This is a genomic window from Pseudomonas marincola, assembly GCF_900682675.2.
Classification (GTDB): Bacteria; Pseudomonadota; Gammaproteobacteria; order Pseudomonadales; family Pseudomonadaceae; genus Aquipseudomonas; species Aquipseudomonas marincola.
In genome coordinates this window covers 1,007,631-1,033,954 of sequence record NZ_LR215729.2, presented here as the reverse complement: position 1 = coordinate 1,033,954, position 26,324 = coordinate 1,007,631, and the positions used below count along the sequence as shown (strand labels likewise).

Below are 26,324 nucleotides of genomic sequence, written 5' to 3'. Positions count from 1 at the left end.
ATGTGAATAATGCCCAGCCTGCGCTTACCCAAACGGATCACCATGCCACGCCAACCTGCACCGCCAAAGCCAAGCAAAGCTGACTCTGCCAAGGGCCAACTGCATCCGCGTAATCGCCATCAAGGCCGTTATGACTTCCCTGCGCTGATCAAATCCAGCCCGGAATTGGCGGCGTTCGTGATTATCAATCCGTATGGCAAGGAGAGCATCGACTTCGCCAATCCGGCGGCGGTCAAAGTCTTCAACCGTGCTCTGCTCAAACAGTTTTACGGCATTGCCCACTGGGATATCCCGGCAGACTACCTGTGCCCGCCGATTCCGGGGCGAGCTGATTACTTGCATTATCTGGCGGACATGCTGGCTAGCTGCAACGGCAAACAGATTCCCCGTGGCGGTAATATTCGCGCGCTGGATATCGGCGTGGGCGCCAACTGCATTTATCCGTTGTTGGGCCATTGTGAATACGACTGGCATTTTGTCGGCGCGGATATCGCCGCCGAAGCCATTGCATCGGCCAGCGCAATCGTCAAAGCCAACAAGCTCGACAAAGCCATCGAGTTGCGCCAGCAAACCGATAGCCGCCAAATATTCACCGGCCTGATCAACGCCGGTGATTACTTTGACCTGACGCTGTGCAACCCACCGTTCCACGCATCACCGGAAGAAGCCACACGCGGCAGCACCCGCAAATGGCGCAACCTCGGCAAGCTCGACCCCAAGCGCAAACTACCGGTGTTGAATTTTGGCGGCCAGGCTGCAGAGTTGTGGTGCAAAGGTGGCGAGGCGGAGTTCGTCAACCGCCTGATCAAAGAGAGCGCAGAACATGCCAGTCAGGTGTTTTGGTTCAGCACCCTGATATCCAAGGCCGGCAACCTCGGCGGCGTCTACAGTGCCCTGAGCAAAGTCGGCGCCCATAACGTGCGCACCGTGGAAATGGCCCAAGGCCAGAAACAAAGCCGCTTCGTCGCATGGACCTTCTTAACGCCCGAGCAACAGAAAGACTGGGTAAAAGCCCGCTGGAAATAAAGGATGGTTAAGCCGCTCCGCGGCTTAACCGTCAAGGCAAGCAGCGCTTGCCCGGATACGACCATAAATCGCCATGACGGATTACCCCGCGGGGCTATCCATCCCCCACAACGTGGCTTGCCACAACCCCAAATCACCGGAAACCCGAAACCCGAAACCCGAAACCCGAAACCCGGAGGATGGTTAAGCCGCACGCGGCTAAACCGTCAAGGCAAGCATCGCTTGCCCCGATACGATCATAATTCGCCATGACGGATTGCCCGCCGGGCTATCCATCCTCCACAACGTGGCACACCACAAACCCAAATCACCGGAAACCCGAAACCCGGAGGATGGTTAAGCCGCTCCGCGGCTAAACCGTCAAGGCAAGCGACGCTTGCCCGAATACGACCATAAATCGCCATGACGGATTGCCCCACGGGGCTATCCATCCTCCGCGATGTGACATGCCTCGACTGGATGGATAAGGCTTTAACAATCCCCCGTCAGCTAACCTGATAAGGCAACATTCACGTCATTCGAAAGGTTGAACACTGCCGGGCGCGGGTACATTCTGCGAGGTAATCCCACGCTGAGGTTCAATCATGGACGTTCTACGCACCCCGGACAGCCGGTTCGAAAATCTCCCCGATTACCCATTCAAACCCAACTACCTGACTCTCGACGACAGCGAAGGTGGGCAATTGCGCGTGCATTATCTCGATGAAGGCCCCGCCGATGCAGCGCCGGTATTGCTGCTGCACGGTGAGCCGTCATGGAGCTACCTCTACCGCAAAATGATCCCCACGCTGGTCGCCGCAGGCCATCGGGTCATCGCGCCCGATCTGGTTGGTTTTGGCCGCTCAGACAAACCCAGCAAACGCACCGATTACACCTATCAGCGCCACGTTGACTGGATGCAGGCCGTGCTTGATCAACTCAAACTGACCAACATCACACTGGTGTGTCAGGACTGGGGTGGTTTGATCGGCCTGCGCCTGGCTGCAGAAAACCCGGACAGATTTGCCCGCGTCGTAGCCGCCAATACCATGCTGCCCACCGGCGATCATAATCCAGGCGATGCGTTCAAGAGCTGGCAGGAGTACTCGCAGAAAACTCCGGAATTTGCCGCAGGCGCGATCATCAGTCGCGCGACTACCACCGAACTGTCACCAGCCGTCATTGCAGCTTACGATGCGCCCTACCCCGACGAGTCGTACAAAGAAGGCGCGCGGCAATTTCCGCTGCTGGTGCCAACCACGCCGGATGATCCCGCAGCCGAGCGAAACCGTGCGGCGTGGCAAGTGCTGATGAAGTGGAATAAACCCTTCCTCACCGCATTCAGTGACTCGGACCCGATCACCGCCGGTGGCGATAAACTCCTGCAGAAATTAATCCCCGGCACCCAAGGCCAGGCCCACACAACCATCGTCAATGGCGGGCACTTCCTGCAGGAAGATCAGGGCGAGAAACTGGCAGAAGTGGTGGTCGACTTCATCGCCGCAAACCCGGAGGATGGTTAAGCCGCGACGCGGCTAAACCGTCAAGGCAAGCAACGCTTGCCCGGCTACGATCATAAATCGCCATGACGGATTGCCCCATGGGCTATCCATCCTCCGCGACATGACGCGCCACAATCCCAAATGATCGGATAACGGGATAACCGGAAACCCGGAGGATGGTTAAGCCGCTCTGCGGCTAAACCGTCAAGGCAAGCAACGCTTGCCCGGATACGACCATAAATCGCCATGACGGATTGCCCGCCGGGCTATCCATCCTCCGTGACGTGGCACGCCTCAAACCCAAATGACCGGAAACCCGAAACCCGGAGGATGGTTAAGCCGCGCCGCGGCTTAACCGTCAAGGCAAGCAACGCTTGCCCGGATACGATCATAAATTGCCATGACGGATTGCCCCGACGGGGCTATCCATCCTCCGCGATGTGGCAGGGTGTATGTGTTTAAACAGCGAATCGCTTATCCAGACCGCTGTATCCCATGCCGATGGCTTTGTGCACTTTCAACTGCACGGGGATTCGTTCTTTCAGCGCCTCGACGTGGCTGATTACACCGATCATCTTGCCGCTGGCGTTGAGGCTATCCAGCGCATCCAGCGCAATCTCCAGCGTCTCGCCATCGAGGGTGCCAAAGCCTTCATCCAGAAATAGCGAATCGATGCTGGTCTTGTGGCTGACCAGATCCGACAACGCCAATGCCAGCGCCAGACTGACCAAAAAGCTCTCGCCGCCGGACAGCGTTTTGGTGTCGCGCGCCACATCGCCCTGCCACGTATCCACAACTTCAAGCTCCAGCTCACCCTGAGACTTGCGCGCCAGCTGATAGCGGCCATGCAATCGCTCAAGCTGCTGATTGGCCAAATAGACCAAATGATCGAGCGTCAGACCTTGGGCGAACTTGCGAAATTTTGCGCCATCCGCCGAACCGATCAGGCTGTTGAGCTGCTGCCACACGTCGTAATTGGCTTGTTGCGCGTCGATCTGCTCAAACAGGTGCTTCTGGCTCAATCGCCGCGCATCATCGCCTTGCAGTTGCGCGCGAATCTCGCCTTGGCGCTCGCTCAGGCTGCGCAGTTGCGCATTGAGCTGCACAAGCTGCTGCGCCAGATCATCATCACTCAACTCGGCCAACGCACCGTTTGGTGCAGTGCGTTGCAGCTCGGCGAGACGCACGTTGCAATCGCTTTCTAGTGCCAGCGCCGCCGCAATATCATTCGACAGACGCTGCTGCAATTCACGCAGGTTCTGGCGCTCTGCATCATCAAGCAATGCGCCGAGAAACTGCGCCTCGTCAGCAAACGGGCTGGCCGCCAGCGCGGCGAGCCAATCCTTACTCAAGACTTGCTGCTCCTGTTGCTCGCTTTCGATACGCGCCCGCACGGTTTGCAGCTGGCCGTGGATTTGGTCGGCTTGTTGCTGCGCGCCTTGCCAGCTGCGCTGCAATTGCTTTAGTTCCTCATGCGGCTGAGCAACCGGCGCCAGAGCAGCGAGCGGTTCCTGCGCCTGATCCAGCCAACGCTGTTGCCAGTTCTGCGCCTGCTCTTGCGCCAGTTGTAGCGCGTACTTCTGTTCTTGCTGCTGGATAACCAAACGCTGGCTTGCCGCCTCATCGTCCTGCCAGCGTTGCCACGCCGCGCGCTGCTGGCGCAACCAGTCAGCCGGCGCATCAGGAAGGCTGTAGCCCAGCGTTTGCAGGGCGTCGTTCAGACTCGCCAGCGCTTGCGCGTGCTTGTTTTGCAGCAGCTGCAATTGAGCCGCACAGTCTTGTTGGCGCAATTGCAGATTGCCTTGCCTGATCACCAGCGCCTCAAGCTCGGCATTGCAGCGACTCACTTCACGCTCGGCCAGCAAGCGGGCATCTGTCGTTTGCTGGGCGGCGAGTTTTAACGCGTCCAGTTGCGTCAGGCGTTGTTGTTGCTGCGCCACATGTTGCAGGTGATCGTGCTGAGCAGCTTGCAAGGCAGCGGTGTCAGTTAGTGATTGGCCGAGAATCTCGCAGGCCTGTTGCCAACGCAGATCACACTCGCCCAAACCCTTCTCGGCCGCAGCGATTTGCGCCTGAGCCTGAGCGATTTGCGTTTCCACCACGCCCAGACGTTTATTCAGCGCCTCGCCCTTGCTGCGCACGGCATCCTGTTCGGTCTGTTTGGCCTGTAACGCCTGAGCCGTTTGCGACGGATTGAGCGCCTGATACTCGGCAATCGCCGGGTGCTCGTGCGAGCCACACAGCGGACAGGCCTCGTCAGGCTGGAGGGCCGCGCGATAATGCTCCAACTGTTGAATACGTTGCTCTTGCTCGAGCAACTTTTGCTTATCGGCGATCTGCTGCTTGAGGTCGACAAACTGGCTGCGCAAGGTCTCACGCTGCTGATTGAGCTCAACCTGTTCGGCTTGTTGCGACGTCAGTTGCGATTGCGCCAGGGCGTGCTGATCAAGCCATTGTTGACGCTGTGTCAGCAGCATTTCCAAACGTTCAAGCTGACGCCCGCGCTCGGCGAGTTGCTGCGACTGCTCACGCAACGCGGCGTCATCCTGTCCGGCAAGCAGCGCCTGCCATTGGGCCTGCGCATCGGCGGCTGACTGCTCGGCGTTCTTGAGTTGGCCTTGCGCGCTATTCAGCGCAGTTTGCTGCTGGGTTAATTGCACCGCGAGTTGAGCGAGCTGCGCATCAAGCTGTTGCTGCTTGTCACGCTCAGTTGCCTGCTCCTGCTGGTTAGCCTGCAAAGCCCCGAACTGCTGTTCCCACGCAGAAAGATGCGCGCCAAGCTGAGCCCGTTGCGGCTGAACCGCCAAACGCTGAGCAACCTCCTCGCTGCGCTGCTGCAAAGCCTGCAATGCAGCCGATTCAGCCTGCAAGGCTTGCTCGCTGATTTGCTGGCCTTGCCACGCCTGCTGGCAGATTTGCTGCAGCACATTGGCATGCTGATCATGCAACTGCTGCGCCTGCGTCTGGCTGCCCTGCAACTGACGGTTGATGCGTTGCTGCTCACGGTACAGCGGCTGTAACTGGCTCGCAGGCTCACTCGCCGCCAACTGCTGCAACTGCGGCTGCGCCTGACTCAACGCTGACTGGGCCGCGCCTGCTTGCTGCTGCGCTTGCTGCAACTGCGCCTGCGCCTTGGCTTTGGCCTCACGCCACTGCGCTTGCGTGTTGAGGTCAGCCTGCTCTGCGCCAATGCGCTGCTCATCCAAGGTAACCTGGGCAACCTCGGCATTGAGTTGCTGACGCTGCTCGTCACTGAGCAATTCAAAGCCTTCAGCCTTGGCCCGCAACTGATCGAGGGCGGCTTTAACTTCACGGGTTTGCTCGAATATCCGCTGCGAAATCTGCCCGTAAATATCAGTGCCGGTCAGCTCCTCGAGCAACTCGGCACGCTGGTTGGCATTGGCCTCAAGAAAGGCGGCAAAACCGCCCTGAGCAAGCAACATCGACTTGGTGAAGCGCTCAAAATCGAGACCCGTGAGACGCTCGGTTTCACGCAGTTTTTCGTTGATCTTGTCGGTCACAATGCCGCCGTCTGCCATCTGCGCCAGCTCGACCTTCGGCGCCTGCAACGCCCCGTCGGCTTTATCGCGGGCGCGGCGCTGGCTCCAGAAAGCCCGGTAACCCACGCCCTTAACCTCGAACTCAACCTCGGCCAGACATTCGGCGGTGTGGCGCGTCATCAACTCATTACTGCCCGCCGACACCGTACTCATGCGCGGCGTACGGTGGTACAACGCCAGGCAGATGGCATCGAGCAACGTGGTTTTACCCGCACCGGTCGGGCCGGTAATCGCGAATAAACCGTTGTCTTTGAATGGCTCGGCAGTGAAATCGATCTTCCACTCGCCCTTCAGCGAGTTGAGATTCTTGAGGCGCAGGCTGAGGATTTTCATGTAAAGGTCGCAGGCCAGTAGAACCGCTATTCTGGCATTGTCGGGCGCTGCGTGCAGGGGATAGTTAACGATGAAGCACGCAACTCGTTCCCCCACGCAACAGCAGGTATAAGATTTCGGACTCGGTCCTCGTCGAGACCTTTATTGAATGACTTAGTCTTCTGAATAGAATCGACAACGAGCAGCTTGTTTGATGCCGCTCATCTCCAGAGGCTTGGCGTTAGCACTCGACGCTCCAGCGTTCAGCGCCTGTCGAAGCGCAATGACCCGCGCCAAATCCTGCTGGACGCACTGAATAAGGTCACGAATATACTCGCTGTCGTTGTCGAAGTGACCATGCTCAACCTGCTCTTTGTTCCACAGATCCTGTTGCCCGGTCAGGGTGACTGTCATTCGGTGCATGACCATTGTTGGCATAACTCCTTTTACTCAATAGCACTTCCCAGTTTGATTATTTACTAATCCCAACAAGCTTAAATTTCACCCGCGCTCATTCTGCAATCGCTCAAGCATTTCACGATAAAGCTCTTGCAGCCTCACCTCGTCCACTTTATCCAGCGACTCGGTACTCAACCGTTGTGCGAAGACTTGTTCTGGGCTGAGTTCGTCGAGGGTTTCTTTGGCGTCGCTGAACAAATTTGTCGTCGCTGCGCCACGCTCGCGGCGGATGCGCAGCACTTCGACCGGCAGCCCTTCGCACAATGCGGCGATGCGCACTTGCAGGTCACTCAGGTAATCATCCGCGCTGACTTGAATCTCCAGCCAAACGGGCTGCTGATCCGTGCCTTGCTGGGCGGCATCTGTGATCAACGCCTGCAGCTCTTTCAGGGTTCCCTTGAGTGACAACAGCACTTGCGTGCGCGGCACAGCGAGTGCACTGACCTGCTGCAGACCACTTGAGTCGAGATCAACCAGCAAGACTTCTTTTTGCTGGCGGGCTTCATCAAAGCTCAGCGCAATCGGTGAGCCGCAGTAGCGAATGTGTTCAAGACCGGCAACTTTCTGCGGCCGGTGAATGTGGCCCAGGGCGATGTAATCGACTGCGGGGAAGGCATTGGTCGGGAAAGATTCCAGAGTGCCAACATAGATCTCGCGCACGGACTCGCTGGCGCTGGCGCCAACCGTGGTGAGATGGCCGGTGGCGACTATTGGCAGGGGCAAACCCAACTCAGCGCGCTTGGCCTCGGCCAACTCGAACAGTTGCTGGTAATGCCCGGCGATGGCCTGTTGCAGCTGTAACTGTTTATCAGCGCCGCTCTGCCCTGCTTGGCTAAGCAGAACATCACGCGGGCGAATGAACGGAATGGCGCAGAGCACCGCACCGGGCGTGCCATCGCGGTGATCAAGCACCAGCACTTGCTCGGCCAAATCATCGCTCACAGATGGGATCACCCGCGCGCCGAGTTGCGCGAGCAGGCGCTTGTTTTCACCGAGCATGGCCACTGAGTCATGGTTACCGCCGAGCACCACCAGCGCGCAGCCGGTTTGGCGCAACTCGACGATGAAGTCGCTGTATTGCTCGCGGGCGTAACTCGGCGGTGCGCCGGTGTCGAATATATCGCCGGCGATCAGCACAGCATCGACTTGATGCGCTTGCACTTGTTCGATCAGCCAGGCGCAAAACTGCTGATGCTCGGCGTGCCGGGTCTTGCCCATGAAGTGCTGGCCGAGGTGCCAGTCCGAGGTATGCAGAATCCGCAGGGGCTTGCTCACATCAACCAATCCTTGACCATTACATGGGTTTTCACTTTGCGGATGCCGGGAAACTGCTCGATATCACCGCGAATTTCACCGAGTCGATGCATGCTGGGCGCTTCGATATACACCAGCATGTCGGTCTCGCCGCTGATGCCGCTGCAGCGGCGGATCTCGGGATACACGCGCATGCGCTCGACGTATTCTTCGCAGCGCGCGCCGCTGTAGAACAGCTCGAGATAGGCTTTGACTGCCGCTGACGGTTCGGCCATGCGCGCGTGATAACCGAGTATCGTGCCGCTCTGTTCCAGTTGCCGAATACGCTCGCCCACCGCCGAACGCGACAGGCTTATTTCACGGGCGATCTGGCTCACGCTTATGCGGGCATCGGCACGCAACAGGGCAATGATCTGTTGATCGAATTTATCCACAGGTGTTCTCACGCAAAAAAATCAGAGTGGCGGGCAAATACGTCATTTTGCCGTAAAGTGCCGCCACTTTGCCGGAGCTGCTGCAACGGCTGGCGAATTAATATGGCTATTAGTTAAAGCCGTTACAGGCTGTTTATTTTCAATAAGTTGCCATTACTCAGAGCATACATCATGAGCCGCCTCAACCAAGAACTCAGCCTGCTGCAAGGCATCGGCCTGTTAAGCACTTCATTGCTCGGCACCGGCGTTTTTGTGGTGCCCGCACTGGCCGCCACGGCTGCCGGCCCGGCTTCGTTGTGGGCGTGGATGATCTTGATGGTTCTGGTGTTGCCGGTGGCGTTCACCTTTGCCCAACTTGGCCGGCACTATCCGCATGCCGGTGGTGCGCCGCACCTGATTGGCCGGGGCTTTGGCCCGCGCATGGAACGGGTGAGCGCCTTGTTGTTTCTGGCGGTTCTGCCCGTCGGTTTGCCGGCGGCCCTGAATATTGCCAGCGGTTTCTGGATGGCATTGTTCGACCTCAACAGTTATCAACTGCTGATGGTGCAAATCGCCACGCTGGCGGCCATGTTGATACTCGGTCAGCGGCCAGCCAAAGCTTCGGGAATGATTCAGGGCGCAATTGCCATCGCGATTATTGCAACGGTCGCACTTATCTGGTGGCTGGGCGACTTGCCGCACGACAGCCAGCCGCTATTGCCGACCCAAACTCAATGGCAGTTGCTACCGGCAGCGCTCGGGGTGATGTTCTGGTGTTTCGTCGGTATCGAGGCATTCACCCACATGGGCGAGGAATTCAAGAACCCGCAGCGCGACTTCCCGATTGCCCTGCTCCTCGGTGTGCTGCTCGCCGGCTTCGTGTATTGGGCCTGCTCGGTGGCCGTGCTGAGTTTCGGCACTTATGGCGATGTAAATAGCGACGCCACTTCATTGCCGCGCATGCTGCATATTGTGCTGGGGCCGAAGGCGGCGTGGTTGAGCGCGATGATCGGCTATCTGGCCTGCTTCGCCTCGATCAATATTTACGTGCAAGGCTTTGCCCGTCTGATCTGGAGCCTGGCCGAAGAAAACAAGCTGCCAAGAGCGCTGGCCGAACGTAACGCTCAGGGCATGCCGGCGCGGGCGCTGTTGTTGGTAGTTGTTTGCTGCGCCATCTGTGCAACGCTGGCGTGGAGTTGGTCGCTGTCTATAGATCAGCTGATCCGCTACGCCAATGGCAACTTCATTCTGATTTATCTGCTGAGCATGGCCGCCGGCTGGATACTGCTTAAAGGCGTATGGCGCTGGCTGGCAGGATTCAGTACCTTGCTGTGCGCCTGCGTGCTGGTGTTTCTCGGCCAGGACGCGATCTACGCGCTGGCACTGCTGGGCGTGTTGATGCTTGTCGACATTGCCAACAGCTGGCGCCTGAAGAAAAACAATCCCACCCTGAAAGAGAAGACTTCATGAGCCGCATCGTTCGTGCCGATTTAAGCCTGCCCGCCCATGCAGACGCCTTGATATTCCTGCTCAATGAATATGCCAAGGATGATATGGGCGGCAAGCAGGAACTGGATGAGGCGGTTAAGCAAAATCTTGCCATCACCTTGGCCAAGCGGCCGGGCACTCATGTGGTCATGGCGTTTGTCGAGGATGCGCCAGCGGCGCTGTTGATCAGCTTCGAAGGCTTCTCGACCTTTGCCTGCAAGCCACTGCTGAACATTCATGATGTGGTTGTGCTGCAGCAGTTTCGCGGTCGCGGCCTCTCGAAACAGCTCTTGGCCGAAGCCGAGAAAATTGCTGTTGAACAGGGCTGCTGCAAGTTGACGCTGGAAGTATTGCAAGGCAATCACATTGCCCAGGCCGCCTACACCGCATTCGGTTTCAGCGGGTATGAGCTGAGCCCGGAAACCGGCAAGGCAATGAGCTGGCAGAAAGCTATTTAGGCAAGACGTGAAGGCTGTCGCTGCGCGGACATATCGCAGCAGCAGCCTCGCCCTCAATGTTTGCGCATGGCCTTGTCAGTGGGCGATGCGCTTATCCGTAAACATGTAATCCTTGAGCTCTTTATTGAGCACTTTATCGCGCCGGCGAATCCACTCAAGCACCATGGCGGCATGCTCTTTTTCTTCGTCGCGGTTGTGGATAAGTATCGCCTTCAACTCCTCATCCTTGCAGGCATCGACCCGCTGGTTGTACCAGTCGACCGCTTCCAGTTCTTCCATCAGCGAAACAATCGCCCGGTGCATATCACGGGTTTCATCACTCAGCTCTTCAATTGGCTCGTGATAGCCTTCATTCGACATACAGTGACCTCCGGAGTCGTTGAACCGCACACCTGCGGATTCCATTACAAATACTAGGCGAATTTGAGTGTAGCCAAGCTTGAATGCTTATCTAGCCCGCAAAGTTAGAGTTCCGGCACAGTGCCAAGTTCTGTGCGCTGCCGGCAAATGGCAAATTAGCCATACCGCTTGCCGCCACTAGACTCTATTCTTAAAGACGGACCCGAGAAAAGGATGCCCCATGCGCCGTGTACTAACCGATCTTAAAATCATGCTGCTGGCCAACCTCTGGATCGTGCCGGTACTCGCAGCATTGATTGGCGCCGTGTTTTATTTTGTCGCCCCGCCGCCGTCGATGTACGCCACCATGGCCACAGGCGCCGAAGGCGGTGCGTACCGCGTGTTTGGCGAAAAGCTCAAAGTCGAGTTGGCCAAAGAAGGCTTCGACCTGAAACTACAGCCCACCACCGGCTCGCGCGAAAACCTCGAAAAACTGCTGGAGGATGATCCGCAGGTGCAAATCGGTCTGGTGCAGAGCGGCATGGAGCAGTTGCTCAAGCCGCAGCAGCAGAACAAGTTGCTCAGCCTTGGCGCGGTGTATCACGAGCCACTCTGGCTGTTTTACCGCAATGAAGTCAGCCTCGATAAAATCACCGACCTGCAACATATGCGTGTGGCCCTGGGCAGCGTCAACAGCGGCACAATGGCGGTGGCGTCAGCAATTTTGAGCGCCAACGATATTCTGCCGGACAGCTACCCAAGCGAATGGCAAACCATTGGCGGCAGCAAGGCGGCCAATGCGCTGCTGACCGGCGAGGTAGACGCCGCCTTCTTTGTCGGCCCGGCCGAAAGCCCGAGAATTCAACAAATCGCCTCCAACCCCGATATCACTCTGGCCAACTTTCGCCGCGTGGATGCCTACGAGGCGCGCTTGCCATTTCTGAGCGGGATCAAAGTTGGTGAAGGCCTGCTCAATCTGGCGCAGAATGCCCCGGCTCAGAACACCATGACCTTGTCGCCAATGGCCACGCTGGTGATCAACGAAGACTTCAATCCGGGCCTCGCCGCGTTGTTTCTGCAAGCGGCCACCACGGTGATGAAGAACGGCACCCTGCTCGACAAAGCCGGTGAACTTCCCAGCGCCGACCCACACACGTTCAAGCTCTCCAGCGACGCCGAGCACTTCTACAAGAACGGCCTGCCGCTGCTGCAACGCTACTTGCCGTTTCGCATTGCCTCGCTCGCCGACCGTTACATCATTTTGCTGATTCCGTTGCTGGTGGTGCTGTTTCCGTTGTTCAAAGCTGTCGGCCCGCTGTACCGCTGGCGGATTCGGGCACGTATTTATCGCTGGTACAAATACCTGCGCGAGATCGACCGCCAACTGCACGAAGGCAGCCTGCCCGAGCATCTCGACGCCGAGATCAAACGTCTGGACGCGTTGCAGGACGAGCTGGCGCGGGTGGAAGTGCCGCTGTCTTATTCCAACGAGCTGTATGACCTGCACGTGCACCTGCGCTACGTGATCGAACGCCTGAAAACCCTGCAAAAGCGCCGCGCCAAGAACAGCGAAGCCAGCGCTTAATCAGGTAAACTAGCGACCATTCTCAGCGGCGCACTCATCGCGCCGCTGTTCCCTGTTGTAGATTTTCACGAGAGTTCTCATGCCGATCCGTCACTGTATCGTCCACTTGATCGACAAGAAGCCAGACGGCAGCCCAGCCGTATTGCACGCCCGCGATACTGAACTGGAAGCCTCGCAAGCCATCGAAAACATGCTTGCCGACCTCAACGAGAGCTACAACGCCAAGCAAGGCAAGGCGTGGGGTTTCTTTCATGATGAGTCCGGCGCTTACCCTTTCAGTGGCTGGCTGAAACTCTATATGGACGGCGGCAGCGACTTCACCGCGTTCAGTCGCCAGGCAGTTGAACACCTGCAAAAGTTGATGGAAGAGTCCAACTTGTCGGTCGGTGGCCACGTGTTGTTTGCCCACTACCAGCAAGGCATGACCGATTATCTGGCCATCGCCCTGCTCCATCACAGCGAAGGCGTAGCCGTCAGCGACAGCCTGGATGTGACGCCAGCCAAGCATCTGGACCTCGGCCAATTGCACCTTGCCGCACGGGTCAATATCTCGGAGTGGCGCAACAACTCCAGCTCCAAGCAGTACATCTCATTCATCAAGGGCAAGAACGGCAAGAAGGTGTCGGAATACTTCCGCGACTTTATCGGTTGTCAGGAAGGCGTTGACTCGCCGAGCGAAACCCGTACTCTGCTCAAGGCATTCAGCGACTTCGTCGAAAGCGAAGACCTGCCCGAAGAGCAGGCCCGCAGCAAGACCGACACGCTGGTCGATTACGCCACCAGCCAGGCCAAAATTGGCGAGCCGATGACGCTTGAGGCGTTGTCTGGACTGATCGACGAGGAACGCCCCAAAGCGTTTTACGACCATATCCGCAATAAGGATTACGGCCTCTCCCCAGAGATTCCGGCAGATAAGCGCACCCTCAATCAGTTCCGCCGTTTCACCGGTCGCGCCGAAGGCTTGTCGATCAGCTTTGAAGCGCACCTGCTGGGTTCCAAGGTCGAGTACGACGAGGCGCAGGACATCCTGACCATCCGCAACCTGCCGACCCAGCTCACCGATCAGCTGAAGCGCCGCAAAGACTGATCAGACGGCTAAAACTGCGCACATATAAACCCTGAGTCCGGTTGGCTGGCCTCGGGGTTTTGTATTTCAGAGATTAGCGATGGGCAGCGCCATCGCCTGAATGCCGGCAACCCAACTGAGCGGCAAAGGCTCACCTGAAATCGCCTGTTTAGAAATGCAAAACCCGATTCCAACTGACTGAAATCGGGTTCTTGGGAATGCAGGCAAAAAGCCCGCTATCGCCATGCAACTAACAACGTATCACGCCGGTTTGATCTGAAAACCAAAGCGCGGGAAGTGCACGTTTACCGAACCGGCGCGTGGGTCTTCGCGGCGCAGGATCAGCTCTTCGCTGCCGCTGAACAGCAATTCGCCGGCCACTGGATCCACGCCGTAATCAGTGGCGGCAATAGTGACCTGCTGACCAGCCTTGAAGCCGTTCGGGTCGCTGAAAGACTCTTCCGGCAAGGCCGCTGCGTTGGCTTCACGGGCAACGCCGATGGCTTCTTCGCCGCTCATTTCGCTCATTGCGCCGTGGCCGAAACCGAGTACCCGATCAAGCCACGCCACCACGTCCGGATAGGCATCAACCAGTGGCGAGGTGACGGGCGTGGCGCGCAGGAACCACAGCGCATGCGCCATCGAGAAATCAGCAACGCTAGGCTCGCCAAACAGGTAATCACCCGACTGGGCGGCCAACTGTGCTTGCAGGCGCTGCATGATGGTCGGCCATTGGTGCTTGGCTTGCTCAACACTCAGGCGTTGCGCCGAGCCGCCGGTGAACAGCGCGGTGCGGTCTTTGACAAATGCCTGCAAGAACTCAGGCGGCACCTGGGCAAACCGCACGGCAATCGACTCGGGCTGAAACACCAGACTCACGGCATGCTGAAACACTACGGTGTCTACCCATTGGGCGAAACTTGCGACCGCAAACTCCGCTTCAGCCGGGTGCAGCGTCGGTGTGGCTTTTTCTGCATCCAGACGACGGGCGATCAGCGCGGTATCGCAATAGATGTCGGCGCCGACTTGCAGCACCGGGGTTTTGCGGTAGCCACCGGTCAGGGCCAACAGGTCGTCTTTAGGCATGATTGGCGGGATCATTACCGAACGCCATGAAAGCTGTTTGAAGCCGAGCATCAAACGGGTTTTTTCGGCGAACGGTGAGTTCGGGTAGTGGTGCAAAATCAATTCGTGCATGACCAACTCCGCAAGGCTGAATCCAAACCTTGAGCTTACGCGGCACGCTGCCATCGGCCTAGTCGTTTAGGCTGATGGCGTCTCATCAGTCGTGACTATGGCCAAAGCGTCCTCAACCAGCGCCTCTTTGGCGGCCTTGCTCAAGCGCTTGATTGCCCGCTCGCGCCGCAACGCATCGCCTTTGCTCGGGCAAAGCTCGGTATACACCAAGGCAACGGCCGGGCTTGAGCAAAAGAAACGCGCGCCTTTGCCGCTCTGGTGTTTGATGAAACGCCGCTGCGGGTCATCGCTGATGCCGCAGTAGAGCGCACCATTGGCGGCGCGCACCAAGTACACGAACCAGTCTTTGATGACCGCTGCGGCGGGTTGCTGGATGTCGGTCACTTCTGCCAAATCACTTAGCCCTGCGCGCAGCCTGAAATTGCCCAAGGCCTTTGGCCGCCTGAGCGCGGATGGCCTTCTGCACTGGCGGCAGCCAGCCGATCAGCAGACCTTTGAAACCCAGCGCCTGACGCGCCCAGCCCCAGAGATTGAAGTGATCGTGATGCTCAGCGATCTTGCCCTGCTTGAACACAAAGCGCGCCTCAACGTGATTGACCACGGTGTTGCCGGTTTGGCTGAACAGATAACGGGCGGTCCAGGTGGCGCGGCCTTGCTGATCATCTGCCTGAACATCGGCGAAGGTCACGCTGAAGTTCTGCGCGCGCGACGTCAGCATGCGCCACATATCGGCCGCATTTTCACCGCGCAGATCGGTAAATACCGGGTCGCTGAACTGCACATCGGCGCTGTAACAGCTGGCCATCGTCTCAGCATCCAGCGCTGCAAACGCCCGATAAAAGCGCGTGATCAATTCGGCGTTGGGATGCATGTCGCTGCCAGGCGCGCAAGTCGGTGTCATAGTGTGGAGCGCTCGCAAAAAGAGTCGACGCGGGTAGCGTCCGATATGGCACGAGTTTACGCGAACCCCGCCGATTTGCGGCCACAAAAAAGGGAGTCTTGCGACTCCCTTGTAGTTACAACTGCCAGTGGATCAATGCAGGATCTGGCTGAGGAACAGTTGCGTGCGCTCGTTTTTCGGATTGGTGAAGAAGGTGTCCGGCTCGGCTTCTTCGACAATCTCGCCACGGTCCATGAAGATCACCCGGTTGGCAACGGTGCGCGCAAAACCCATCTCGTGCGTTACGCAGAGCATGGTCATGCCGTCTTCTGCCAGGCCGATCATGGTGTCGAGTACTTCCTTGACCATTTCCGGATCGAGTGCCGAAGTCGGCTCATCGAACAGCATGATTTTCGGCTTCATGCACAGCGCACGGGCAATCGCCACACGCTGCTGCTGACCACCGGAAAGCTGGCCGGGAAACTTGTCGGCCTGCTCCGGAATTCGCACGCGCTCCAGATAATGCATGGCCACTTCCTGCGCTTCACGCTTGGGCATCTTGCGCACCCACATCGGCGCCAGCATGCAGTTCTGCAGCACGGTGAGGTGCGGGAACAGGTTGAAGTGCTGGAACACCATGCCGACTTCACGGCGTACTGCTTCGATCTGCTTGAGGTCGTGAGTCAGCTCGGTGCCGTCCACCACGATGCGGCCCTGCTGGTGTTCTTCCAGTCGGTTGATGCAACGAATAGTCGTCGATTTACCTGAGCCGGAAGGGCCGCACAAAACGATACGCTCACCGGCCTTGACGTCCAGATTGATGTCTTTGAGCACGTGGAACTGGCCGTACCATTTGTGTACGCCCTGCATCAGGATCATGCCTTCTGCAGCCTCAGGCTTTTTAATTGCTTCACTCATGGGTTAGCTCCTAACGCTTATGGCCAGTGTCCAGCTTGCGCTCCAGATGCATGGAGTAGCGGGACATACCAAAACAGAAAATCCAGTAGACCAATGCAGCAAACACGTAACCCTCGGTGGACATACCTAGCCAGGCGGGGTCGGTGGTTGCTTGCTTAATGCTGTTAAGCAGATCGAACAGGCCGATGATAATCACCAGACTGGTGTCTTTGAACAGCGCGATGAATGTATTGACGATTCCCGGAATCACCATTTTCAGTGCTTGCGGCAGAATCACCAGGCCCATTGAGCGCCAGTAACCAAGGCCCATTGCAGCAGCGGCTTCGTACTGACCTTTGGGAATGGCTTGCAGGCCACCGCGCACTACTTCGGCGATATAGGCCGACTGGAACATGATGACGCCGATCAGCGCACGCATCAGTTTGTCGAAGCTCATGCCTTCCGGCAGGAACAGCGGCAACATGACCGATGACATGAACAGCACGGTAATCAGTGGGACGCCACGCCAGAACTCGATGAACGTCACGCAGATAACCCGGATGGCGGGCATTTCAGAACGCCGTCCGAGCGCCAGCATGATGCCCAGCGGCAAGGCACCGGCAATACCGACCGCTGCAATTACCAGCGTCAGCATCAGGCCGCCCCAACGGGTTGTCGGCACCACGCTCAGGCCCAGTGCACCACCGTGCAGCAGCCAGTAGGCCAGCAGCGGATAGATGATCAGGAAAGCGATGCCGTACAAGGCTTTGCGTGGCATTTGCGGCACGAATAATGGCGCTGCGCCGATGATTGCCGCCCAGAGCGTCAGGTCGACACGCCAGCGCAATTCACTCGGGTAGAAGCCATACATGAACTGGCCAAAACGCTGCTGAATAAACACCCAGCAGGCGCCCTGCCCCGTGCAGTCTGCGCGGGTAGTGCCGACCCAGTCGGCATCGAAGAATGCCCAATTGAGCAGCGGCGGAACGATCAGCCAGACCAGATAAATAGCCAACAGGGTCAACAGGGTGTTGAACACGCCCGAGAACAGGTTGCTACGCATCCAGCCGATTACACCCACGCTCATGCGCGGTGGTGGCAGATCCGGTTTAAACGTATGGGTTTGCATGGGCTGCTCCTTACCGCTCGATCAGCGCAATGCGCTTGTTGTACCAGTTCATCAACAACGAGATGCTCAGGCTGATCGCCAGGTACACGCTCATGGTGATGGCAATAACTTCAATCGCCTGTCCGGTCTGGTTAAGCACCGTGCCGGCAAACAGCGAAACCATATCGGGATAACCGATACCGGCTGCCAGCGAGGAGTTTTTGGCGAGGTTGAGGTACTGGCTGGTGAGTGGCGGAATGATCACCCGCAACGACTGCGGAATAACCACCAGACGCAAGGTCTTGCCGGGCGTGAGACCCAGCGAGCGCGCGGCTTCGGTCTGGCCATGGCTGACGGCCTGAATACCCGAACGCACGATCTCGGCGATGAACGCTGCTGTGTAGATACTCAGCGCCAGCGTCAGCGAGATCAGTTCCGGGATCATCACCCAGCCGCCACGGAAGTTGAAGCCCTTGAGTTCCGGGATTTCCCAGGTAAATGGGTTACCGGCCAGCAGAATGGTCAGCCCGGGGATCGCCACCAACAACACCACCGAGGTGATGAATGTCGGAAACGGCTGCCCTGTGGCCTCAAAACGCTTACGCCCCCAACGCGCCATCAGGATCACGCCGATGATGGTAATCACCAACGCCGCCAAAAACGGCACGAAACCATCCGTTGCCGAAGGTGAAGGCAGGTACAGCCCGCGATTGTTGAGGAAGAATGTTCCACCTACGTCAAGGCTCTGGCGCGGGCTTGGCATGGCCAGCATGACCGCGAAATACCAGAAGAAAATCTGCAACAGCGGGGGAATATTACGAAACGTCTCGATGTAGATCGTGGCGAGTTTCTGCACCAGCCAGTTGGGTGACAACCGGGCAACACCGAGAATAAAACCGAGAATGGTTGCCAGCACAATACCGATCCCGGAGACCAGTAAGGTGTTGAGCAAGCCGATGACAAATACCCTTCCGTAGGAATCTCGTTCGGTGTACTCAATCAGGTGTTGAGCAATACCAAAGCCGGCACTGTTATTGAGAAAGCCGAAACCGGAAGTAATACCGCGTTTGTCCAGGTTGGTCTGGGTATTGTCGAACAGATACCAGCCCAGCGCGACGACCGCGATAACCGCCAGAATTTGAAATAGCCACGCGCGTACCTTGGGATCGGTCCAGACCGAGCCACGGGTACGAGAGGCATTTGCATTTGTTTGCATATGAGCCCTCAGTGAATCCTGCGCCGACTCACACCGACGCAGAATCCAGTAGATCAGAACAACGGTGGCACCTCAGGACGAGGTGCCAGCCTGGATGATCAGCGCACCGGCGGTGCGTATTGGAGACCACCTTTGTTCCAAAGGGCATTGAGGCCACGTTCGATTTTCAGCTCGCTGCCTGAACCGACGTTACGCTCAAAACTTTCACCGTAGTTACCCACTTGCTTGACGATTTTAACCGCCCAGTCTTTAGGCAACTTGAGGTCTTTACCGAACTCACCTTCAGCGCCCAGCAAGCGAGCGATGTCAGGGTTCTTGGTCGACTTGGCCATTTCTTCGACGTTCTTCGAAGTGATGCCCAGCTCTTCAGCGTTGACCATGGCGAACAGCGACCAACGTACGATGTCAAACCACTCCTCGTCACCTTGACGAACTACAGGGCCCAGAGGCTCCTTGGAGATGACTTCAGGCAGAACTACGTACTCTTCAGGAGCGGCCAGCTTGATGCGCTGTGCGTAGAGTTGCGATTGGTCGGAGGTCAGAACGTCGCAGCGGCCGGCTTCAACCGACTTGGCGCTTTCATCAGAAGTATCGTAAGTGATTGGGGTGTACTTCAGGCCATTGGCACGGAAGTAGTCCGAAAGGTTCAGCTCAGTGGTTGTACCCGCCTGAATACAAACGGTTGCACCGTCGAGTTCTTTGGCGCTGGAAACACCGAGTTTCTTGTTAACCAGGAAACCCTGACCGTCGTAGTAGTTCACGCCGGCGAAGTTCAGGCCCAGACCCGAATCACGCGAGCTGGTCCAGGTGGTGTTACGCGAAAGCATGTCAACTTCGCCAGACTGCAGCGCGGTGAAGCGCTCTTTGGCGGTCAATGGGCTGTACTTAACTTTGCTGGCATCGCCAAATACAGCGGCTGCCACAGCACGGCACACATCAACGTCCAGGCCCAGGTAGTTACCCTTGGCATCGGCGTAGGAGAAGCCAGGCAACCCGTCGCTGATACCGCACTGCACGAAGCCTTTCTTCTGTACTGCATCAAGGGTAGCGCCCGCATGTGCGAAGCTGCTTACGCCCAAAACGGCTGCAGTTGTCAGAATTGCCAGGGTGGATTTCACCATCTTCATTAAAACCTCCAGTTGCTTTTGTTGTGTTTGGAGTCTCGGCCCTATCACCGTACCCTTATGGGGCAGGAAAATCACGCAGGCAGCAACGTGATCAACCGGGAGTCGGACCTCAGCTTGAGTTTAGTTGCCGATGCCCTCATCAGCCAAAACTTCAAGCTCCGTCCATTGGTCGAATGGACGAGAGACGGATAGCCTTTTGCCCAACATCAAACGATTTATCGCTTGTGCTCGGCGAACCGTTGGAAACCCCATCAATCAGCTTCCCGTCTGTTCCGATCCCAGTAGCATTACAGCCTTGGCACTACCGGGATGCGTTACCAGTCCAGATAGTTATAGCAAGGCCCGTACCAGCGCTGTGCCTGTTGCACAATACGGGTAGGTCAAGCGTAATACTTGCATGCGTGCGACATATTTTTTATAGATTTGACATGCCTCGCAAAACAATATGCACCATTAAAGCACCGCCGCACCAAATTGGAGCCACATATGCACGACCCATTGATACTTCACCCAGCCAACGACGCTGACGCCTGCGTTATTTGGCTGCACGGTTTGGGGGCAGACAAGTACGACTTCTTGCCCGTTGCTGAAGCACTGCAAGGCCAACTGCCCAGCACCCGGTTTGTCTTGCCGCAAGCGCCGACTCAGGCGGTGACCGTGAATGGCGGTTGGGCCATGCCCAGTTGGTACGACATTCTGGCAATGAGCCCTTCGCGGGCGATCAATCACGAGCAACTCGAAGCGTCTGCACAGATGCTAATCGGCCTGATTGAGGCCCAGCGTGACAGCGGAATCAATCCGGCGCGGATCTTTCTGGCGGGCTTTTCCCAGGGCGGTGCGGTGGTTCTGCACACCGCATTTTTACGCTGGGCCGGCCCCTTGGGTGGCGTGTTGGCGTTGTCCACATACGGCCCAACACTGGCGGGCGATCTGAGCATTACGCCGGACAAGAAAAATCTGGCCACCTGCTGCCTGCATGGCGTACAGGACGACGTCGTGCTGCCCGCCATGGGCCGCGCAGCTTACGACTGGCTGACCGAGCGCGGGGTACAAGCGACCTGGCAGGAATACCCGATGAGCCACGAAGTGATCCCGGCGGAGATAGCCGATATCGGCCGCTGGTTGAGCACCCAATTGAGTGCTTAAGTAACCGCTCGTCGTAAAAGTGATACCAAATAGCCACTAATGGATTTCAACGCGCTCTTGCCCCGCAGAGTGCGTTGAAAATTCCCCCACCACCGCGCTAGACGCGTTCTCCCCCGCCGCTACCGACGCTGGCGTTAATTGCTCTGTGATGACCTGTGAAGCAGCGCACACTCGCTAAAATACCGCTCAGCGAGCCGCAGGTTTGCCGTGGTTGTCAGATCAATTCGCTCGGCTAGGATTGCTCAAAGCCAATCAAGGCAGACATCCGGCGGTCGAGGTTACAGGTCGATGCTGGCGATCCCACCCAATCGTATTTGAAACCATGAAAACGGCGAACTGGCAGGCAAGCCTGCAAACCCTCCAGCAGTTGCAGTTGTTCAGCAGTATCGCCAGCCACAGCCTTTCGGCAGTGTTGGATGAGTTTCACGCCTACGATCTCAACAAAGGTGAAGTATTGCTGTCGCCCGCCAAGAGCAATCCCTATTTATACGTGGTGCTGGAGGGCAAGCTTGATGTGCATATCGACTCGGTGGACAACCTGCCGGTGTGCACGCTGAATGTCGGCGACTGTGCGGGCGAGGTCAGCTTTATTGATAGCGCCTGCCCGAGCGCTTATGTGGTCAGTAAAAAAACCAGCCGCGTGCTGCGCCTGCATCGAGACGCGGTGCTGGTTCTTTGCCAACAATCACCGGCGTTGATGCAGAACCTGCTCCAGCAACTCGCCAAACGCCTGCGCGAGGGCAACCGCCGCCTTGTCGACAGTGAACTGCACGCCAACATCGACAGCCTCACGGGCGCCTTTAACCGACGCTGGCTTAACCGCAATTTCCAGCGCGAAATCACCCGCTGCGCCTTCGACAAAAAACCGCTCAGTTTGCTGATGCTGGATGTCGACTATTTCAAGGAATACAACGATCAGCACGGCCACCTGGCCGGCGACTACGCCCTGTGTTTGCTATCACATACGTTGCGCAACCAATTACGCACGCGTGATTGCCTGGTGCGTTATGGCGGCGAGGAATTTGTAATCCTGCTTCCAGAGCTGGAGCTGCAGGATGCCAGCGTGATTGGTGAGCGCTTGCGCGAAAGCCTTGAACGAATTCCGGCCTTTTACTCGCCGGTTGGCATGCTGCCTGGCATTACAGTATCAATCGGGATGACGCTCGGCGCTGCGGACGACACAGTGCAAAGCATGCTGGCGCGGGCAGACAGTGCGCTCTACCGCGCGAAACAAGCGGGGCGTAATTGCATCAGTGCCTGAAACCGCAGCCTCAGCAAGCCATGAAAAGCGCCGTTTTATCGCCCGGCAGCACCCGTTGAGCCAGCACATAACACCCGAAAAGCAAACTTGCAAGCTGGAACACTTCGCCGCGCAAGCTTCTTGCTTTACACTGCTACGGTTCATTACTTAACCAATTGACGAGATGACCGTGCTCAAAGCACTTAAAAAGATGTTCGGCAAAGCCGAGGGCCAGTCCAACAGCCCAGCCAGTCAGCCTGCACAATCTGTAGCGCCCCAGACTGAAGAAAAATCTCAGCGCAGCACGTTCGACTCATCCTCTGCTGCTGCCAATGCGCCTGCACCTGTTGCCCAGGCCAAAACTGCTGCACGCAAAGACGCAGCCAAATCCGCAAAACCACGCCGCCAGCGCGCGCCCAAGCCGGTTGATAACTGGAAGCTTGAAGACTTCGTGGTCGAGCCTGCCGAAGGCAAGACCCGCTTTCATGACTTCAAACTTGCTCCCGAGCTGATGCACGCGATCCATGACCTTGGCTTCCCGTATTGCACACCGATTCAGGCTGAAGTGCTGGGTTTTACCCTCAATGGGCAGGATGCAATCGGTCGCGCGCAAACCGGTACCGGTAAAACCGCCGCCTTCCTGATTTCGATCATCACCCAGTTGCTGCAAACGCCGCCGCCGAAAGACCGCTACATGGGCGAGCCACGCGCACTGATCATCGCGCCGACGCGTGAGTTGGTGGTGCAGATCGCCAAAGACGCCGCCGACCTGACCAAATACGCCAACCTCAATGTCATGAGTTTTGTGGGTGGCATGGACTTCGACAAACAGCTGAAGCTGCTGGAATCGCGTTTCTGCGACATTCTGGTCGCGACCCCGGGCCGCTTGCTCGACTTCAACCAGCGCGGCGAAGTGCATCTCGACATGGTTGAGGTAATGGTGCTCGATGAAGCCGACCGCATGCTCGACATGGGCTTCATTCCGCAGGTCCGCCAGATTATCCGCCAGACCCCGATGAAGTCCGAGCGCCAGACACTGCTGTTCTCTGCGACGTTCACCGATGACGTAATGAACCTCGCCAAACAATGGACGACCAACCCGGCCATCGTTGAAATCGAGCCGGAAAACGTCGCCAGCGACACCGTGGAGCAACACGTTTACGCCGTCGCCGGCAGCGACAAGTACAAGCTGCTGTACAACCTTATCGCCCAGAACGACTGGATTCGCGTGATGGTCTTTGCCAACCGCAAAGACGAAGTGCGCCGTATCGAGGAACGCCTGACCCGCGACGGCATCAGCGCCGCGCAAATGTCCGGCGACGTGCCGCAGCACAAACGCATCAAGGTTCTCGAGGGCTTTCGCGAAGGCAGAATTCGCGTACTGGTTGCAACCGACGTAGCCGGTCGCGGTATCCACGTCGATGCCATCAGCCACGTGATCAACTTCACCCTGCCAGAAGATCCGGACGACTACGTACACCGCATTGGCCGTACGGGCCGCGCAGGCACCAATGGCACCTCGATCAGCTTTGCCGGTGAGGACGACGCCTACGCCCTGCCGCCAATCGAAGAGTTGCTGGGCCGCAAAATCGCCTGCGAAATGCCGCCTGAAGAACTGCTCAAGCCGGTACCGCGCAAGCACTGATTGCGCAGTAACAACCAAGGCGAAACCTCAAGGTTTCGCCTTTTTTTATGCCTGTTAATTGCCCACAGCGCAAACTAGGCCCCAGCTTGCCATCGCTATTCGCTGAGTTCGCTCAGGCGCTAAGGCAATAAACAGTGGCCACCTCTCCGTTACGCAATAAAGCTATAAATTGCCCTGCCGCTGCAACCAAGCGCATCTATGCTTGGAGAACGTAACTGCATCGATTCCTTTCCTGTGAGACTTATTGAATGCTCGACTTTCTCCTTAACGCATTGCGTTCTGCTCCCGAGACGGCAGTTTTCCTGACGATTGCTCTGGGGGTGTTGTTGGGCCGGATTCATATCGGCAGCTTCCACCTCGGCTCGGTCGCCGGCGCTCTGCTGGTGGGTTTGCTGGTGGGCCAGATAGGCCTCGAAGTTCCGCATGTTCTTAAGTCAGTGTTTTTCGTCATGTTCATCTACGCCGTGGGTTTCAAGAGCGGCCCGGAATTCTTTGGCAGCTTGAACAGCGGCACCCTGAAGCTGGTGATTCTCTCGGTGGTGCTCTGCGCAACCGCATTGGCGATGATTTTGCTGATGTTCTACGTGTACAAATTCGATGCTGGCTTTACCGCAGGTCTGGGCGCTGGCGCCCTGACGGACACGGCGATCATGGGTACGGCGAGCAGCGCGATTAACCAGCTCGGGCTTGATCCGGCCGAGGTGGCCAAACTCAACAGCCACATGGCCGTTGCCTACGCGATTACCTACCTGTTCGGCACCATCGGCCTGATTGTGTTTGTCGGCAGTGTGGCGCCCAAACTACTCGGGGTAGACCTCAAGGCCTCTGCTCGCGAACTGGAACTGGAGCTGGGCATCGCCAAGGATGAAGACGCCATCACCATTCCCTACACGCGCATTGTGGTGCGCGCGCATCAGGTGTTGGCGGGCGGCAATGCAGACGGCAAGAGTATTGCCGATATCGAAAAGCTGCACACTGCGCTCAGCGTCGAGCGGGTGGTTCGCGATGGCAAGATCATCGAACGTGACAGCCGCTTCGTGCTTAAAGGCGGCGACATTGTCGGCGTTTACAGCTTGCGCGAAGCGGTAAGTTCGCTCACCGAATGGGTTGGCCCCGAGGTTGATCATGAAGAGTCGATGTCGTTCCCGACACGTTCGGTCGATATCATTCTGACCTCCGCCGAATTCGCCGGTAAAACCCTGCATGAAATTCGCTCGAAGCTGACGGCGGCTGATCGTCTGGGCTGCTTTTTGAATGACATCACGCGTCAGGGTTATCCCCTGCCGCAACTGCCCAACACGCAGATTCGTCGCGGTGATGTGATCTCGATTACCGGCCGCACCAGCAGTGTAGAGGCTCTGGCCAAACGCTTGGGGCGCATCCGCGAGAGCAATTACAAGAGTGACATCGCCGTGCACGCACTGGGCATGGTGATCGGTTCGCTGCTGGGCATGCTGTCTGCGCACGTCGGCATGATTCCGGTCGAGCTGGGCGTTGGCGGCGGCGTGCTGGTCACTGCATTGGCAATTGGCTGGTATAACTCGCGCCACCCTGAAATCGGCGCGCTACCGCCCGCTGCGCAGTGGGCCTTCTCCGAGTTTGGCCTCACCGCTTTCGGCGCTGTAGTTGGCCTGCTGGCTGGCCCGCAAGCCATTACCGCCATGCAGGAACATGGCGTTTCGCTGTTGTTGTCCGGTGTTGTGGTAACGCTGGTTCCGCCGATTGTAGCCCTGTACTTCGGCCGTTACATATTGCGCCTGCACCCAATGATTCTGTTTGGCGCACTGGCTGGCGCGCAAACCGAAGCGGCGTCGATGAACAAGATCATCGACGCATCCGGCAGCAATACGCCGGTAATCGGTTTCACCGTGTGTTACGCCATTTCCAACGTGCTGCTGGCCGTGTGCGGGCCAATCATCATCTTTATCGCGGCAGGCTGAATCGCCCTAACCGCTAAAAACAAAAACGCCCGATGCAGCCAAGCATCGGGCGTTTTTTATTGCATGAGCGTCACACCGGCTAAACGGCTGGTAATTCGACCACGGCTATCTTGCGCACGGCAGGCGTGGGCGGTTCCGAGACTGATATGCCCCAGTCGCCATGCTCATACCAGTCATCCCCGAGCATCTCCGCCGGGTGCATGGTGCGATCAGAGCCGTTGCCACAATCGAGTGACTGACTTGAGCAATAGCGGTCACATCCCCAGCAAATTCGCTCAGGATGCTTGGGATGCAAGGGGAAAGACTTGGCCATGTGCCAATACCTGAAAGGGTCATTGAAATTCAGTTTAATCCGATCCTGGCACTTAACCCTTGATGCAGATCAACCGCAGTTAATCGCCAACACAGACCGAAATTGCGCTGCCGATGCCCTGGATACATAGGCTATATTGATGCGCAGGATTGCCACATTGTTGCGGGCCAGGCT

23 protein-coding genes are annotated in these 26,324 nt (G+C 57.5%); 10 read left to right on the top strand and 13 right to left on the bottom strand.

The features are described from left to right. Positions 1 to 9 precede the first annotated feature (9 nt). Entirely contained in the window at positions 10 to 1,026 is a 1,017-nt protein-coding gene (gene rlmF, locus PMYSY11_RS04730; protein ID WP_150548448.1) for a 23S rRNA (adenine(1618)-N(6))-methyltransferase RlmF, read from the top strand. 584 nt (positions 1,027 to 1,610) lie between these two features. Continuing rightward, on the top strand, positions 1,611 to 2,528 hold the full coding sequence (locus tag PMYSY11_RS04725) for a haloalkane dehalogenase (RefSeq protein ID WP_150548447.1): 918 nt from the start codon (positions 1,611 to 1,613) through the stop codon (positions 2,526 to 2,528). A 437-nt stretch (positions 2,529 to 2,965) separates the two neighbouring features. Here PMYSY11_RS04725 and PMYSY11_RS04720 read toward each other — a convergent pair whose 3' ends face one another. The 4 genes from PMYSY11_RS04720 to PMYSY11_RS04705 form a co-directional block, all read right to left on the bottom strand. Next, positions 2,966 to 6,400: an AAA family ATPase gene (locus PMYSY11_RS04720; protein ID WP_150548446.1), complete on the bottom strand. Its 3,435-nt coding sequence runs from the start codon at positions 6,398 to 6,400 to the stop codon at positions 2,966 to 2,968. Between the two features lie 153 nt (positions 6,401 to 6,553). After that, positions 6,554 to 6,793, bottom strand: coding sequence for a type II toxin-antitoxin system ParD family antitoxin (locus PMYSY11_RS04715; RefSeq protein WP_197737966.1), 240 nt, complete (start codon positions 6,791 to 6,793; stop codon positions 6,554 to 6,556). Between the two features lie 87 nt (positions 6,794 to 6,880). After that, positions 6,881 to 8,101: an exonuclease subunit SbcD gene (gene sbcD, locus PMYSY11_RS04710; RefSeq protein ID WP_069901282.1), complete on the bottom strand. Its 1,221-nt coding sequence runs from the start codon at positions 8,099 to 8,101 to the stop codon at positions 6,881 to 6,883. Between the two features lie 8 nt (positions 8,102 to 8,109). Continuing rightward, positions 8,110 to 8,526, bottom strand: a complete 417-nt coding sequence (locus tag PMYSY11_RS04705; protein ID WP_069901177.1) for an Lrp/AsnC family transcriptional regulator — start codon at positions 8,524 to 8,526, stop codon at positions 8,110 to 8,112. A 171-nt stretch (positions 8,527 to 8,697) separates the two neighbouring features. Here PMYSY11_RS04705 and yjeH point away from each other — a divergent pair, with 171 nt between their 5' ends. Continuing rightward, positions 8,698 to 9,975 (top strand): L-methionine/branched-chain amino acid transporter, encoded by a 1,278-nt coding sequence (gene yjeH / locus PMYSY11_RS04700; RefSeq protein ID WP_150548444.1) that lies wholly within the window; start codon positions 8,698 to 8,700, stop codon positions 9,973 to 9,975. Further along, complete coding sequence (locus tag PMYSY11_RS04695; protein WP_069901173.1) at positions 9,972 to 10,451, top strand: GNAT family N-acetyltransferase; 480 nt, start codon at positions 9,972 to 9,974, stop codon at positions 10,449 to 10,451. The genes yjeH and PMYSY11_RS04695 overlap by 4 nt, the downstream gene beginning before the upstream one ends. 75 nt (positions 10,452 to 10,526) lie before the next feature. Here PMYSY11_RS04695 and PMYSY11_RS04690 read toward each other — a convergent pair whose 3' ends face one another. Further along, positions 10,527 to 10,811 (bottom strand): encapsulin-associated ferritin-like protein, encoded by a 285-nt coding sequence (locus PMYSY11_RS04690; protein ID WP_069901171.1) that lies wholly within the window; start codon positions 10,809 to 10,811, stop codon positions 10,527 to 10,529. Between the two features lie 220 nt (positions 10,812 to 11,031). Between PMYSY11_RS04690 and PMYSY11_RS04685 the strand changes: the two genes are divergently transcribed. Both PMYSY11_RS04685 and yejK read left to right on the top strand, forming a co-directional pair. Further along, complete coding sequence (locus PMYSY11_RS04685) at positions 11,032 to 12,375, top strand: TAXI family TRAP transporter solute-binding subunit (protein ID WP_150548443.1); 1,344 nt, start codon at positions 11,032 to 11,034, stop codon at positions 12,373 to 12,375. A 79-nt stretch (positions 12,376 to 12,454) separates the two neighbouring features. Next, on the top strand, positions 12,455 to 13,462 hold the full coding sequence (gene yejK / locus PMYSY11_RS04680; RefSeq protein WP_069901167.1) for a nucleoid-associated protein YejK: 1,008 nt from the start codon (positions 12,455 to 12,457) through the stop codon (positions 13,460 to 13,462). Between the two features lie 240 nt (positions 13,463 to 13,702). Here yejK and PMYSY11_RS04675 read toward each other — a convergent pair whose 3' ends face one another. The 7 genes from PMYSY11_RS04675 to PMYSY11_RS04645 form a co-directional block, all read right to left on the bottom strand. Continuing rightward, positions 13,703 to 14,638, bottom strand: a complete 936-nt coding sequence (locus PMYSY11_RS04675) for a glutathione S-transferase family protein (protein ID WP_150548442.1) — start codon at positions 14,636 to 14,638, stop codon at positions 13,703 to 13,705. 66 nt (positions 14,639 to 14,704) lie between these two features. Further along, positions 14,705 to 15,031: a GIY-YIG nuclease family protein gene (locus PMYSY11_RS04670; RefSeq protein ID WP_172970662.1), complete on the bottom strand. Its 327-nt coding sequence runs from the start codon at positions 15,029 to 15,031 to the stop codon at positions 14,705 to 14,707. A gap of 1 nt (position 15,032) precedes the next feature. Continuing rightward, on the bottom strand, positions 15,033 to 15,509 hold the full coding sequence (locus PMYSY11_RS04665; protein WP_150548441.1) for a nuclear transport factor 2 family protein: 477 nt from the start codon (positions 15,507 to 15,509) through the stop codon (positions 15,033 to 15,035). Positions 15,510 to 15,671: 162 nt separating this feature from the next. Then, complete coding sequence (locus PMYSY11_RS04660) at positions 15,672 to 16,436, bottom strand: amino acid ABC transporter ATP-binding protein (RefSeq protein WP_069901159.1); 765 nt, start codon at positions 16,434 to 16,436, stop codon at positions 15,672 to 15,674. Between the two features lie 10 nt (positions 16,437 to 16,446). Continuing rightward, positions 16,447 to 17,544, bottom strand: coding sequence for an amino acid ABC transporter permease (locus PMYSY11_RS04655; RefSeq protein WP_069901157.1), 1,098 nt, complete (start codon positions 17,542 to 17,544; stop codon positions 16,447 to 16,449). Between the two features lie 10 nt (positions 17,545 to 17,554). Continuing rightward, complete coding sequence (locus tag PMYSY11_RS04650; RefSeq protein ID WP_150548440.1) at positions 17,555 to 18,739, bottom strand: amino acid ABC transporter permease; 1,185 nt, start codon at positions 18,737 to 18,739, stop codon at positions 17,555 to 17,557. A 98-nt stretch (positions 18,740 to 18,837) separates the two neighbouring features. Continuing rightward, positions 18,838 to 19,866: an amino acid ABC transporter substrate-binding protein gene (locus PMYSY11_RS04645; RefSeq protein WP_069901153.1), complete on the bottom strand. Its 1,029-nt coding sequence runs from the start codon at positions 19,864 to 19,866 to the stop codon at positions 18,838 to 18,840. A gap of 486 nt (positions 19,867 to 20,352) precedes the next feature. On the opposite strand from PMYSY11_RS04645, the gene PMYSY11_RS04640 reads away from it, so the two are divergent. From PMYSY11_RS04640 to aspT, 4 genes are all read left to right on the top strand, one after another. Further along, complete coding sequence (locus PMYSY11_RS04640; protein WP_150548439.1) at positions 20,353 to 21,012, top strand: alpha/beta hydrolase; 660 nt, start codon at positions 20,353 to 20,355, stop codon at positions 21,010 to 21,012. 322 nt (positions 21,013 to 21,334) lie between these two features. Continuing rightward, on the top strand, positions 21,335 to 22,273 hold the full coding sequence (locus PMYSY11_RS04635; protein ID WP_069901149.1) for a GGDEF domain-containing protein: 939 nt from the start codon (positions 21,335 to 21,337) through the stop codon (positions 22,271 to 22,273). A 169-nt stretch (positions 22,274 to 22,442) separates the two neighbouring features. Further along, positions 22,443 to 23,897 carry an ATP-dependent RNA helicase RhlB gene (gene rhlB, locus PMYSY11_RS04630; RefSeq protein ID WP_150548438.1) on the top strand — a complete coding sequence of 485 codons (1,455 nt, stop codon included), beginning with the start codon at positions 22,443 to 22,445 and terminating at the stop codon, positions 23,895 to 23,897. A 248-nt stretch (positions 23,898 to 24,145) separates the two neighbouring features. Next, the gene (gene aspT, locus PMYSY11_RS04625) at positions 24,146 to 25,837 is read left to right on the top strand and encodes an aspartate-alanine antiporter (protein WP_069901148.1); all 1,692 of its coding nucleotides are present in this window, start codon (positions 24,146 to 24,148) and stop codon (positions 25,835 to 25,837) included. 79 nt (positions 25,838 to 25,916) lie between these two features. Here aspT and PMYSY11_RS04620 read toward each other — a convergent pair whose 3' ends face one another. After that, entirely contained in the window at positions 25,917 to 26,150 is a 234-nt protein-coding gene (locus PMYSY11_RS04620) for a DUF3079 domain-containing protein (RefSeq protein WP_075723392.1), read from the bottom strand. Between the last annotated feature and the right edge of the window lie 174 nt (positions 26,151 to 26,324).